10 protein-coding genes are annotated in these 12,463 nt (G+C 73.4%); 3 read left to right on the forward strand and 7 right to left on the reverse strand.

What is annotated here, in order from left to right:
* Nucleotides 1-213 precede the first annotated feature (213 nt).
* Both FJ657_RS03710 and FJ657_RS03715 read left to right on the forward strand, forming a co-directional pair.
* Nucleotides 214-789: a YdeI/OmpD-associated family protein gene (locus FJ657_RS03710; protein WP_141162293.1), complete on the forward strand. Its 576-nt coding sequence runs from the start codon at nucleotides 214-216 to the stop codon at nucleotides 787-789.
* 221 nt (nucleotides 790-1,010) lie between these two features.
* On the forward strand, nucleotides 1,011-1,421 hold the full coding sequence (locus FJ657_RS03715) for a cupin domain-containing protein (protein ID WP_141162294.1): 411 nt from the start codon (nucleotides 1,011-1,013) through the stop codon (nucleotides 1,419-1,421).
* 30 nt (nucleotides 1,422-1,451) lie between these two features.
* On the opposite strand, the gene FJ657_RS03720 is transcribed toward FJ657_RS03715, so the two are convergent.
* The 7 genes from FJ657_RS03720 to FJ657_RS03750 all read right to left on the reverse strand — a co-directional run bounded on the left by FJ657_RS03720 (nucleotide 1,452) and on the right by FJ657_RS03750 (nucleotide 11,370).
* The gene (locus tag FJ657_RS03720; RefSeq protein WP_181408855.1) at nucleotides 1,452-1,706 is read right to left on the reverse strand and encodes a hypothetical protein; all 255 of its coding nucleotides are present in this window, start codon (nucleotides 1,704-1,706) and stop codon (nucleotides 1,452-1,454) included.
* Nucleotides 1,703-2,368, reverse strand: coding sequence for a hypothetical protein (locus tag FJ657_RS03725; protein ID WP_141162295.1), 666 nt, complete (start codon nucleotides 2,366-2,368; stop codon nucleotides 1,703-1,705). Before FJ657_RS03725 ends, FJ657_RS03720 begins: the two co-directional genes overlap by 4 nt.
* Nucleotides 2,369-2,492: 124 nt before the next feature.
* Nucleotides 2,493-3,407 (reverse strand): anchored repeat-type ABC transporter permease subunit, encoded by a 915-nt coding sequence (locus FJ657_RS03730; protein WP_141162296.1) that lies wholly within the window; start codon nucleotides 3,405-3,407, stop codon nucleotides 2,493-2,495.
* Entirely contained in the window at nucleotides 3,404-4,249 is an 846-nt protein-coding gene (locus FJ657_RS03735; RefSeq protein WP_255447121.1) for an anchored repeat-type ABC transporter ATP-binding subunit, read from the reverse strand. The genes FJ657_RS03730 and FJ657_RS03735 overlap by 4 nt, the downstream gene beginning before the upstream one ends.
* Before the next feature lie 110 nt (nucleotides 4,250-4,359).
* Nucleotides 4,360-5,337 carry a choice-of-anchor M domain-containing protein gene (locus tag FJ657_RS03740; protein ID WP_141162297.1) on the reverse strand — a complete coding sequence of 326 codons (978 nt, stop codon included), beginning with the start codon at nucleotides 5,335-5,337 and terminating at the stop codon, nucleotides 4,360-4,362.
* Nucleotides 5,338-5,351: 14 nt separating this feature from the next.
* Nucleotides 5,352-6,923: an anchored repeat ABC transporter, substrate-binding protein gene (locus FJ657_RS03745; protein WP_255447122.1), complete on the reverse strand. Its 1,572-nt coding sequence runs from the start codon at nucleotides 6,921-6,923 to the stop codon at nucleotides 5,352-5,354.
* A 49-nt stretch (nucleotides 6,924-6,972) separates the two neighbouring features.
* On the reverse strand, nucleotides 6,973-11,370 hold the full coding sequence (locus FJ657_RS03750) for a TIGR03773 family transporter-associated surface protein (RefSeq protein ID WP_141162299.1): 4,398 nt from the start codon (nucleotides 11,368-11,370) through the stop codon (nucleotides 6,973-6,975).
* Between the two features lie 273 nt (nucleotides 11,371-11,643).
* Here FJ657_RS03750 and FJ657_RS03755 point away from each other — a divergent pair, with 273 nt between their 5' ends.
* Entirely contained in the window at nucleotides 11,644-12,300 is a 657-nt protein-coding gene (locus tag FJ657_RS03755) for a choice-of-anchor M domain-containing protein (RefSeq protein WP_141162300.1), read from the forward strand.
* Nucleotides 12,301-12,463: the final 163 nt, after the last annotated feature.

The raw sequence follows: 12,463 nt of genomic DNA on the forward strand, positions 1-12,463 counted from the left end.
TCTCACACCGCGACGGTGAAGGTTGCGGATACTGGCGTGGCTTGAGACCGACCCGACCGGCGCCTTTGGTGCGCGACCTCGCCAGTATCCGCGTCATCGTCCGTTGCTCGACGTGCGCGCCGAAGGCGAGGGCACGGTGCGGGCGCCGCGGCGAAGGTCGGTTCGGCGGAGCCGCGCGTTCCGCGCGTCGGCGGCGGGCGGTACCGTGCGGGCATGGTCTCGTTCGCCGACAAGCCGCTGCTGGATGTGACGACGGTCGCCGAGTGGGAGGCCTGGCTCGAGGCGAACCAGCAGAACCAGGACGGGGTGCGCGTGCGCATCCGCAAGAAGGCCGCCGTCGACCCGGGGCTCGACTACGAGGAGGCGGTGCTCGCGGCGCTCTGCTTCGGCTGGATCGACGGGCAGACCGGTGCGCACGACGAGCAGTTCCGGGTGCAGGCGTTCACGCCGCGGCGCAGGGCGAGCCCGTGGTCGCAGGTCAACGTCGAACGGGTCGAGGCGCTCATCGCCGAGGGGCGGATGCGCGAGGGCGGTCACGCCGAGATCGCGCGCGCGAAGGCCGACGGACGCTGGGATGCCGCCTACCGCCAGAAGGGCGCCGAACTGCCCGACGACCTGGCGGCGGCGATCGCGGCGAATCCCGCCGCCGCCGAGTTCTTCGCGACCCTGACGAAGCAGAACCGGTTCGCCTTCATCTTCCGGCTGTCGACGGTGCGCACCCCCGAGAACCGTGCGAAGCGCATCGCCGACTTCGTCGCGAAGCTGGCGCGCGGCGAGGCGTTCCACTGAGCGGGGAGGCTGCTGCGGGAGAGCTGCTGCGGGCTGAGCGGATCAGCCCGAGCGGATCAGCCCGAGCCGTGTGATCCGAACCACCTCGACCGACGAGCGCGAGGCCGCGTCGCCGGCTGCGTTGCGCGCGACGACGCACCCGTCAGGCGCAGCCGGGCCGCTTGTGTGACGGTGGATCGCACGCCCGGCGGGCGCGCCGACGGCGGGGCTACGGTCGCGACATGACCGACCAGACCAGCGCATCCGCCACTCCCGCGACCGGCTCCGCCCCCGCCGACTCGAACCAGGGCCTCGACCCGGTCACGGGAATCCAGCGCGACAGCGTCATCGACGTGCAGCTGCCGCAGCCGCGCACCGTCTCGCGCATCCAGGGCAAGCGCATCCGCATCCCCGCCGGCGCCCCGACGGGCGTGCACGAGCACAACGGACCCGTCGTCGGCGTCGTGCTCGAGGGCACCGCCGTCATGCAGATCGTCGGCCAGGAGCCGGTGACGATCGAGACCGGCGAGCCGTTCTACGAGCCCGAGGGCGTGCGGATGCTGCGCTTCGACGCCGGCCCCGACGGCCTCGTCTTCCTCGGATTCTTCCCGGTCGGCCCCGGCGAGGAGCCGACGCTCACCCCGCTCGACTGAGCCCTGCGGCGACGGCGGGCGGCGCGCTGCTCAGTGCGGGCTGCCGCCGTCGCTCTCGTCGTCGCGGCGGGAGTTGCCGTCGGAGTCGGTGTCGCGGAAGGTCGCGAGCACGAGCATCGCCACGACCACGACGACCACGACGAAGCTGATCCCCGCCCAGATCAGCGCGGTCTCGATGTTGCGCGCGCCGCCCCACACGACGATGCCGATGACGATGGCGATGATCGCGCTGAATCCGAGCAGCTCGAGCGGACGCCGCCGGTCACGGCGGGAAGAATCGGTCACGATGCGTCGGCTCCTCGCCCGATGGTCGCGGCGGCAGGTCGCGGTTCGCGCAGCGAGACCGCTCCGATCGCGTGCAGCACGCCGACCAGGATGCCCCAGGCGCCGAGTGCGCCCACGACGATGATGGATGCGGTCAGCACGCCCGGCTGACCTCCCGCGCCCGGGAAGGGCTGGCGGAACTCGACGGGGATCGCGAGGGCGACCACGCCGAGGGCGATGGTGAGCGCGCCGACGATGACGGCGTCGCGGATGCCGCCGAGGCGCGCGGTGCGCTCGGCGTCGTCGCGGCGGCTGCGGACTCCGCCGAAGATCTCGAGTGCGCCGGCGACGATGCCCCACACGCCGACGAGGATTCCGAAGCCGGCGCCGCCTGCGGTGAGGCCGAGCATGAGCGCGATGATGCCGACGACCGCGGTGAGCACGACGACCCCGAGCAGGGCGCGGCGCGCGGCGACCGGCTGCGCGGCGGCGACGTCGGGGCGGATGAGCACGAGCACCGCGGGGATCGTCGACACGACGCCCCAGAGGCCGAAGGCGACGGCGCCGAAGCCGGCCGAGTGCCCGCCGGTGAAGGTGATGGCGAGCCCGAGCAGCAGCGCGGGGATCGCGCGCGCGACGGGGATGAGCCACAGCGGCGTTCGCGCGGTCGGCGTCTCACTCACGCGGCTGTCCTTCCCGGGTCGCTGCGGTCGCGCCGGATGGCGGCGACCCGGTCGCCCAGTCTACGACCGCCTGGCTGGATGCCCGCGCTCGTGACGGGCGCTCAGCATCCGCCGTGCAGAGCGGTCATTCGGCGGCGGCGAGATGCGGGGTCGGCGCCGACGCCGACCTGTGGTCGCCGTCGGCGCCCGCCCGTCGCATCCGCCGCGCCAGCACTCCGTGCCGCGGAGCGGCGAGCCAGACGACGAGGAACACCGCCGTGAGCACGAGCACGATCGTGCCGCCGGTCGGGGTGTCGAACGACCACGAGAGGTAGAGGCCTACCACCGCGCCGACGCCTCCGATCACCGGGGCCAGCAGCATCATCCTGGCGAGCCGGTCGGTCACCAGCCGCGCGGTGGCCGCGGGCGCGACGAGCAGCGCCAGCACGAGGATGTTGCCGATCGTCTGCACGGCCACGACGACCGCGAGCGCCACGAGCACGTAGAGCACGACATCGAGGGCGAGCACCCGGACGCCGAGAGCGCGGGCCATCTCGCGATCGAGCGAGACGGCGACGAGCTCCTTGTGCAGCAGGAAGACGGCGCCGAGCACGACGAGGCCCATGACGGCGACCGTGATCAGGTCGGAGTCGGGGATGCCGGTGATCGAGCCGAAGAGGAACTGCTCGAGCGATCCGGCGTAGCCGGGTGCAGCCGAGATGATGACGACGCCGAGGGCGAAGGCGGCGACGAAGAGGATGCCGATGACCGAGTCCTCGCGCAGCCGGCGGAACTGCGCCAGCACCGCGACGAGCACGGCCGTGAGCACGCCGGCGATCATGCCGCCGACCACGAGGTTGCCGCCGACGACGAACGCGACGGCGAGCCCGGGGAACACGGCGTGCGAGACGGCGTCGCCGATGAAGGCCATGCCGCGCAGCACGACGTAGCAGCCGACGACACCGCAGATGATCGACGACATCACGGCCACGACGAGCGCTTTCGGCAGGAAGGCGAGGTCGGGGTTGAGCAGATCGGTGAGGAAGTCGAGCGGGCTCATGCGGGCACCTCCGGTCCGGATGCGGAGGCACGGGGGTCGGTAGCGGTGCGCAAGCCGGGGTCGATCTCCTCGTCAGAGTCGACGCCGATCGCATCCGGTCCCGCGAGCAGCCGCAGCAGCGGATGGTCGGCGCGGATGCCGAACACCCGCGACCACAGGGCCGGATCGCGCAGTTCTCCGGGGCGACCGACCGCCGCGATGCCGCCGTCGATCAGCGCGACGCGATCGCTGCCGTCGAGTGCCGCGACGAGGTCGTGGGTCGAGAGCACGACCGCGAGGCCGTCGCGCGCGAGCTCGGCGAACAGCGCGGTCAGCAGATCCTGGGTGGGCATGTCGAGGCCGGTGAACGGCTCGTCGAGCAGCAGCATTGACGACTCGAGGGCGAGCGCCCGCGCCACGAGAACGCGCTGGCGCTGACCGCCCGACAGCTCGCCGACCGTGCGGCCGCGCAGCGCATCCATGTCGACCCGCTCGAGCGCGGCGCGCACGACGCGCCAGTCGGCGGTCGCGGGGCGACGCAGCAGCCCGAGCCGGCCGGTGCGGCCCGACATGACGACATCCTCGACCGAGATCGGGAAGTCCCACGCGAACTCGGCGCGCTGGGGGACGTAGCCGAGACGGGTCGGGCCGGTGACGGTTCCGCGGCGGGCGCACTGCAGTCGCATCGCCGTGCGCATCAGCGTCGTCTTGCCGGCGCCGTTCGGGCCGACGAGCGCGAGCAGCTCGCCCGCGCGGATGTCGAGGTCGACGTCGCGCAGCACCGTGCGGCCGCCGAGTTCGACCTCGATGCCGCGCAGGCTGAGGGCCGGGGCGGGTGCCGGCGTGCCCACCGAGGAACCCACGGATGCGGACGGTTCGCGCCCGGTAACCGCCCCCGCGACCGCGACCGCGTCGGCGACCGTCGCCGCACCTGTCGCCGCGGGCGCCGAAACGGGGACAGGCACCGTCGCGCTCACGGCTGCTCCGCCCGGCGCTTGGCCCGGCTCGATCGCGCGACGGCGATCACGACGACCGCGATGAGCAGGATCCCGCCGCCGACGACCACACCGACCAGGGCGACCACCGAGCGGGTGTCGGCCGCGACGCGCGCCTCGGCGTCGGCCTGCGATCTCGACGACGCCGACGAACCCGACGAGCTGGACCCGGACCCGCCCTCGACGGCCGGCGCGTTCGCGGCCGTGATGCTCGGCTGCGCGGCGAGCGCCGCATCCACGCTGGTCGCCGATCCGACCGCGAAGCGCAGCGTGCGCACGTCGTCGACCGTCGACCCGTCGACGAGGTCGGCCGACACCCGGAAGGTCGCGAGGTAGACGCCCGGCTCGCTGAACACCCAGTTGGCGTGGGTGTGCGTGTTGACGTCGACCCAGACCGGCTGCTGCTGCTTCGTCGATCGCGAGTCCCAGAGCACGGTCGGCTCGGTGAAGTTGCCCGACTGCAGGTAGGTCACGAGCGAGCCGGGGCCATCGACGCCGAGCAGGGTGAAGGTCGCGCCGCGATCCATCTGCTGCATCGCCTGCGGATCCTGCGTGTTCCAGCCGACCCAGATCACCTGCGGGTTCTGCGTCTGCGGCACGATCAGCACCGCGCTGCCGGGCTTCGACCCGAGGAAGTCGTAAGCGGGGTCATCGGGCACCCGCTGCTGGGCCGCGTCGACGACCCGCAGCACGGTCTTCTCGCTGTGCCGCCACACGCTCGGGGTGGAGGGGTCGGTGCGGGCGGTGTCGTCGTGGATCATGACCGTCCAGCGCCCGTCGACGAAGCGCGGGCCGATGTCGACGTGGCCGCTCTCGATCGTGCGGGTATCGGCGGCGATCGGCTCGTCGCTCGCCAGGTTCTGGTCGAGGTCGTCGGCGAGCGCCGCCGAGGGCACGGCGATCGTCGCGAGCGCGAGCGTGGCGCCGCCGAGCAGGGCGAGCGGGCGTCGAAGCATGTCGGGTCTCCGATTCAGCCGAGGCAGTCGGCGAGGGTGCGGGCGTTGAAGCGCATCATCTGCAGGTAGCTGTGGGCATCCGGGCCGAAGCTGTCTCCATAGATGCGGCAGACGCGGATGCCGTTGCGCTGCGCGATCTCGGTCAGCGTCGACGCGCGCGCGGCCAGGTTCGGTTCGAGGAACACGGCCGGCACGTCGAGGTTCTCGACCGTGGTCGTGAGCTTGGCGATGTCGCGCGGTGAGGGCTCGGTGGCGGGATTCGGCGTGACGAAGCCGGCGACCTTCAGCCCGTAGGCGGCGGCGAGGTACCCGAAGGCGTCGTGGGTGGTGACGAGCTGGCGGTGCGCCGGCGGGATCGCGGCGACGGCCGCGCGCAGCTCGTCGTCGACCTTCTCGAGCTTCGAGATATACCGGTCGGCGTTCGCCCGGTAGACGCTCGCGCCGGCCGGGTCGCGCTCGATGAGCGTGTCGCGGATGAGCTTCGTGTAGGCGATCACGTTGCGCACGTTCTGCCACAGGTGCGGGTCGATCTCGCCGTGCACGTGCTTGCCGAGCACGGCCTGCGGCAGCTGGTAGACCTGCGTGCCGGCGCGCCCGAGGAAGCCGAACTGGCGCCCGGCGGGCACCTCGCTGATCGCCGCGTTCGGCACCGAGATCACGACGCGCGCCGGGTCGTACCGCGTCTGCGTCGCATCCCCGCCGCCCGTCGGGTCGTAGAGGACGGTCATCCGCCGCTGGTCGAGGTCGGCGGTCAGATCGGCGTGGCCCTGATCGAGCACGACCGGATCGGCGATCCCCGCCGTCGCCGCGGCCCGCCGCGGGTCGACGCCGACCGCGAAGACGTAGGTGGCCTCGCCCAGCGGCACGGGCTTCGACGTGGATGCGGCGCGCAGCGCCGCCCGCAGCGTGAGCGTGTAGACCCCGGGCTTCGTGAACACCCACGACATGTGCGTGTGCGCGTCGGCCGGCAGCGTCACGGTGTCGTCGCGGTAGCCGTCCGCGGCGTCGAAGCCGTCGGCCGAGTCGATGAAGCGGTCGGCGTCGCCGAACGATCCGGTGAGATAGGCGAACACGTCGCCCGGGCCGGTCGCCGCCGTCGCGCTGATCGTCACGTCGCTCGCCCGGGTCGCCCCGAGGTCGGCGCCGTCGCCGCGGGCGCGCAGCCCGAGCCAGACCGTGTCGAGCGAGAGGTCCTCGACCAGCGGGATGATCTCGGCCGCGTACTTCACGGCACCCTCGGCGAGCGAGACGTTCGGGGTGCCGGGGCGGAGGTTCGCATCCAGCGTCTTGATCACGCTGTGCTCTTCGAGCAGCAGGTAGTTGCTGAAGGCGACGTCGGCGTAGACCACGTCACGCACGTCGCGCAGCCCCGGCTCGTAGCTGTGCGGGTCGGCCTCGTCGGGCACGATCGACGCCGCGGTGACGCGGTCGCCGCCGACGTTCGCGACGAGGTCGCGCAGGATGCCGCTGGTCGTCACGACCTGCAGGCGCCCGTCGTCGGGGTTCAGCGTCGGTCCGGTCGCGCATCCGGTCAGCAGGGCGAGCGTCGCGATCGAGGCGAGCACCGCGGACGCGCCGGGAGCCACCCGGCGCGTCCGACGGCGGTCGACCGCCGCGCGTCTCGTCCCCAGCGGATCAGGACGCATCGGGCACCCGGGCGCGCACATGCCGCAGGTAGAGCACCCCGCCGGTCGCGGCGGCGGCCAGCACGAGCACGCCTCCGCCGACGAGCAGGATCAGAGTCCACAGCGCCATGCCCTGCTCGCCCGCCGTGAGGTCGGCCGCGGCGTCCGCGGCGCCGCGCGGCTTCGCGAAGACGGTCGCGCCGTCGCCGGCGGCATCGGGGGTCGCCGCCCCGGAGCCCGCGGCGGCGCCGCAGCCCGCGCTGGCGCCGCCCGCGCCGCCCGCGCTCGCACCGCCGAACGCCGTCGCCGGGTCGACATCGCCGACCGCGATCGTCAGCGTCTGCCGATCGCTCACGCTGCGCCCGTCGGCGAGCGTCGCCGACTGCGTGAAGGTCAGCCGGTAGACGCCCTCGGCCGTGAATGCCCAGTTGCCGTGCGCGTGCACGCCGAGAGGGATGCTGTAGCTGCCGCCCGTGGTCAGCACGGGCGTGATCGAGCCGAAGCTGCCGAGCTCGTAGACGCCGACCGAGCCGGGCCCCGACACCGCATCCAGCCGCCAGCTCACCGGGGAGGCGACGGCGGTGCCGGCGAGCGTCTCGGTGTTCCAGCCGAGCCAGACGACGCCGGCCCGCTGGGTCTGCGGGATCTGCCAGGCGGATGCTCCGGCCGGGCCGAGCAGGTTCGCGACGGCGCCGCCGGGCGAGGTGATCTCCGCCTGGGGCTTCACCCAGATGACGGTCCGGCTCGGCTCGCGCCAGACGACGCTCGCGCTCGAGCCGTCCTTGATCTGCGAACGCAGCGCGCCGTCGACGAGGCGGGTGCCGTAATCGACGTGACCGCCCGAGATGATGACGCCCGAGCCGGCGACGCGGCACGCGCCCGCGGCCGCGGTGTGAGCGCCGGCAGCGGTGTCGCCCGACGTGTCGGCGGCCGCGCCGGAGTTGGCCCCACCCGGCACCGTCCCGCCGAAGCAGGCGCCGGGGTCGACCTTGCGCACATCCACCGCGCCCACCGCGACGGCGAGCACGAAGTCGTCTTTCACGTTCGCGCCGTCGGCGAGCGTCGTCGAGCGGGTGAACGCGAGGCAGTACGCGCCCTCGGCGCCGAAGGCCCAGTATCCGTGCGCGTGCGTCGACTTCGGGATCACGAAGGAGCCGCGGTCGGCATCGGAGCTGCGCAGCCGCAGCTCGGGGGCGCCGCCCGGCACCGTGCTGTCCTGATAGAGGGCGAACCGCCCGGGACCGGAGGTCGCGTTGAGCGTCCACGACACCCCGCCCTGCGTGGCGCCGGCGCCGATCGCCTCGGTCGACCATCCGGGCCAGATCAGTCCGGATCGCTGGGTCTGGTCGACCTGCCAGATGCGGCTGCCGGGTGCTCCGAGGAAGTCGTAGGCGGTGTTCGCGGGCACGCGTGTCGCCGCCTCGGGCAGCAGCTGCAGCACGACGCCCGCGGCGTCCGCGCTCCCCGTCGCGCGCGCTTCGGCCGCCGAGGCGCTGCCGGCGATCGGACGCTGCACGACGGTCGACCCGTCGCTGCTGTCCTTCAGCCAGGTCTGCAGTGCGGAGCCGCTCGCGCCGCCGAGCGTGCTGGCCACATCCACGTGCCCGTCGTTGACGATCACGGCGCCGCTCGCGGTACGGCTGTGGTTCGCGACGTAGATCTGCTCGTTCGAGATCGGCCCGACCGGATCACCGCCGCCGCCCGAGCCGTCGGGCAGATCGCCCGGCTCACCGCCATCGGCGCAGGGCATGACCCTGCTCGCGTCGACGCCGACCCCGGCGACGAAGGTCAGCTCGGTCGCGGGGGAGCGCAGCTCGGACCCGTCGGCCGCGGCGGCGCTCCAGTGCACCGTGGCGCAGTACACGCCCGGCTTTGTGGCGTTCCAGTATGCGGCGCGCTGGCGGGCCGGCGTCGCGAGCGCGAAGCTCGTCGCGCCGCCGCCGAGCAGCGGGGTGCCCGGCGTCTGGGTCGGATGCAGGGTGAGCCGACCCGGACCGCTGACGCCGTCGAGGTTCAGCGCGACGGATCCGGTGACGGATCCCTCGGGCAGGCGCTCCGTCGACAGACCGAGTGCCGCTGACGTCAGACTCTGCCCCGAGCCGACCTGGTCGAGCGCGACCACCCCGTGCCCCGCCGCGTGCCGACGCTGATCGGCGACGCCCGTCACCACTGCGGCAGTCAGGGCGCCGTCGTCGTCGAGGCGCGCCTGCAGCTCGCCGTCGGCGCCGGTGCTGAGTCGGTACGCGTCGGCGTCGTCGACGCTCGGGTCGCTGCGCTCGGCGGCCGGCCAGCTCTCGCGCGGGGTCTCGCGCTCGCAGGTCGTCGTGGTGGCCGAGCCCGCCGCCGCGCTGTCGCCGACCAGGAAGGTGACCAGCGCATCCGCCGTCGCGACCGTGCCGTCGCGCAGGGTCACGGTCGAGCTCAGGTTCAGGCAGTACTTGCCCTCGGCCGTGAACCACCACATCGGGTGGGTGTGCACGAAGGCGTCGAGCCGGAACGTCGACGGGTAGCCGAGGCGGGTGTTGAGCTGCGTGTCGGCGCGCTGCTGCGTCTGACCCGACTGGATGAGCCCGACGTTCACGCCCTCGGGTTGCGCGACCCCGTTGAGACTGAAGCCGTCGAGGCGGATGCTGACGTCGCCCTGGATGTCGCCCGCCGAGATCGACTCGGTGCTGAATCCGGGCCACAGGTAGTTCGGACCGGTGCCGTCCGACGACGTCGGGAAGTACCAGTACCGCGATCCGACCGGCCCGATGCCGGTGTAGTCGCTCGACGCGGTCGGCGTCCCGACCGTCGCGGGCGGCGGCGTGCGTGAGAAGAGGAAGTCCTTGACGGGCTGCAGGATGCCGTCGCGACCCCAGGCGAACCGTCGCGTGCCGTCGTCGGCGAGGGTGATGCCGACGCGCAGGTCGGTGTGGCCGGCATCCACGACCTGCACCGGCTGCTCGGGTGCGGTGCCGCCGTCGCCGGGTCCGCTTCCCGGCGCGCCGACCTGGTCGCAGGCGGTCGCATCCGCGGGCACGTCGCCGGCCCACACCGTGAAGGTGCGGAACTGGATCGGCAGTGCGCCGGCCGAGTTCGACTTCATCGCGGTGCGGGTGGTGAGGCAGTAGCGCCCGGGCTGGTCGACGGCGAGCTGCACGGCGGTGCCGGTGAGCACCTGCGCGGCGACCTCGGTCGATCCGGCGGAGGCGAGCGTCGCGCTGTCCCAGACGGGTGCGCCGTAGCGCGACACCGTGAGGTGCGCGCCGACCGGGCCGCTGTAGGCCGAGAGCGTCCAGCGGGAACGGTCGGTCGCGTCGCCGGCGAAGGGTTTGTTGAGCTGCGCGTCGGTTCCGGAGGAGTTGTCGCCGATCTGCAGCGACAGGCGACCGCTGTCGTCGTCGCTCTCGGCGGTCGCCCATCCGGCGTCGGTCTTCTCGGTCGCGCCGAGGTGGATGACGCTGCCCGCCGCGGGGTAGGTCGTGCGCGTGCTGTCGTCGTCGACGCCGCGGTCGACGATCACCGGCTCGAAGGCGTCGGCGGTGAAGTAGTGGCCCCAGTTGTCGGAGTCGGCCTCGCCGCTCTTGCGGTAGGCGCCGAAGAGGCCGAGGCGGGTCTGGCCCGCGTCGGTGCCGAGCACGGTGGGGGCGGATGCGGTGCCGGTCGGGGCGGTCGGCGTCGGCGCTCCGGCGTCGCCGGCAGCGCCAGCCGTGTCGGCCGCATCGGCGTCGCCGGCGCCGTCGGCAGCCGGGTCGCTGTTCGTCGCACTGCCGGCCTCATCGGCGCCGGCATCCGCGCCGCCGTCACCCTGCCCGGACTCCTCCGGTGCCGGGCCGGACGCGGCCTCGACCGCATCCACCCGGTACTCGACCGGCGCGGCCGTCACCAGCGCGCCGCTCGCGTCGATCACCTGTGCCGTGACGGAGAGCCGGTAGGCGCCCGCGGCGCTGACGACGGCCTCGAGGGCGAGCGGATCGCCGGCCGGGAGGGCGATCGGCGTCGCGGCGTCACTCGACCAGAGCGCGGCGCCGTCGGTGCGCGTCAGGCGCAGCGCGCCTCCGCCGGGCGCCTCGGCGAGCGCGAGCTCGAGCCGGGCCTGCGCTCCCTCGGGAAGGGATCCCGGGTCGAGCACGAGTGCGGCGGGCGTGCCGGCGGTCGCCTGGTACGCCACGCCCGCCGGGTCGACGGCGGGGCCCCGCGTGGCGCCGGTGCCGTCGGGGGCGCCGGTCGGACCCGAGGGCGCGGTGAGCACGGTCGGGGCGGCTGGGGCGCCGCCGATGACGACGAGCGCGGAGCCGTCGAGCGGGACGGACGCGGGGGCGGCCTGAGCCGGCAGGGCGCCCAGCGTCAGCACGCCGACCAGGGCGGCGCCGACGGCGGAGACGGCGGCGCGGGAGAGCGTGGAGGGCGAGGTGACGCGGAGCATCGACGGCTTTCTAGGAGAGTCGAGTCGACTCGCGACGTCGCGTCCCCGGGTGCAGAGGAGGTGCGCGACGCGGATCGCGAGGCGGCGAGACCGTCGGAGGACGGCTCGCTGTCCGCTTAACGATAACGATTCCCATCATTAATTGCGAACCGCACGGGTTGTTGCCCGTGCGACTGGACAGCAAGGTCGCCCATCCTCTAGCTTCCGTCTTATTGAGAACCGCTTTCAACAAGCGTCGCTCGGATCCCTCCGAACACCGACAGGAAGAACCGCATGACCCTCAGCACCTCCCCCGCCCGCACCGCCGCCCGCGGCCGCCGCACCGGCCTCGCCACCGCGATCGCCGCCGCCACCCTGGCGCTCACCTTCGGCGCCGTCACGAGCAGCGCCTCGGCCGCCGACCTCAGCTCCGGTCACGTCGACTACGTCTCGGTCGCCGCGAACGGAGCGAGCGCGCTCAAGCTCGGCACGAACTACGAAGACACCGCCTGGGTCTCGTCGAGCACCTACACCCTCAAGGTGCCCTCGACCACCGGCGCCAGCGGAACCGGCTACATCCTTCCCGAGACCAGCGCCGAGGCCGCCTCGCGCGGCGTGCCCTTCGCCGGGTTCTCGGGCGACGAGAGCCTGCGCTCCGTCGGCTTCGTCGCCGGCGACACGGTCGCGATCAAGCTCGACTCGGTCACCTTCGCGCCCGCCGCCGGCGTGACCGGCACCGGAACGGTCACCGTCACCCAGGGCGGAGCCGCCTGGTACGGCGCCGCCGGCTCGAGCCACACCTTCACCGTCACCGGAACCTCCGACGAGGCCTTCCACCAGCACGCCAAGTGGGTGTTCAGCAAGGCCGGCACCTACACGCTGAAGTTCAGCGCCACCGGCAAGGGCAAGTCGGCCGGCAGCACCACCTACACGGTCAAGGCCGGCGTCTGATCGCCTCCTGATCGGCGGCGGATGCGGTGCTCCCCTCGACCCGGGGTGCGCCGCATCCGTCGTCCCGGGCGGAGCAGCTGCGCGCGCTCGCGATCGGTGCCCTGCGCTCCTGAACGCCCGCCGGGTCGCGGCCCTCCCGCGACGCTGTCACGCCAGGATGGAG

Source organism: Schumannella soli (assembly GCF_006517435.1).
In the GTDB taxonomy this organism is placed as follows: domain Bacteria; phylum Actinomycetota; class Actinomycetes; order Actinomycetales; family Microbacteriaceae; genus Schumannella; species Schumannella soli.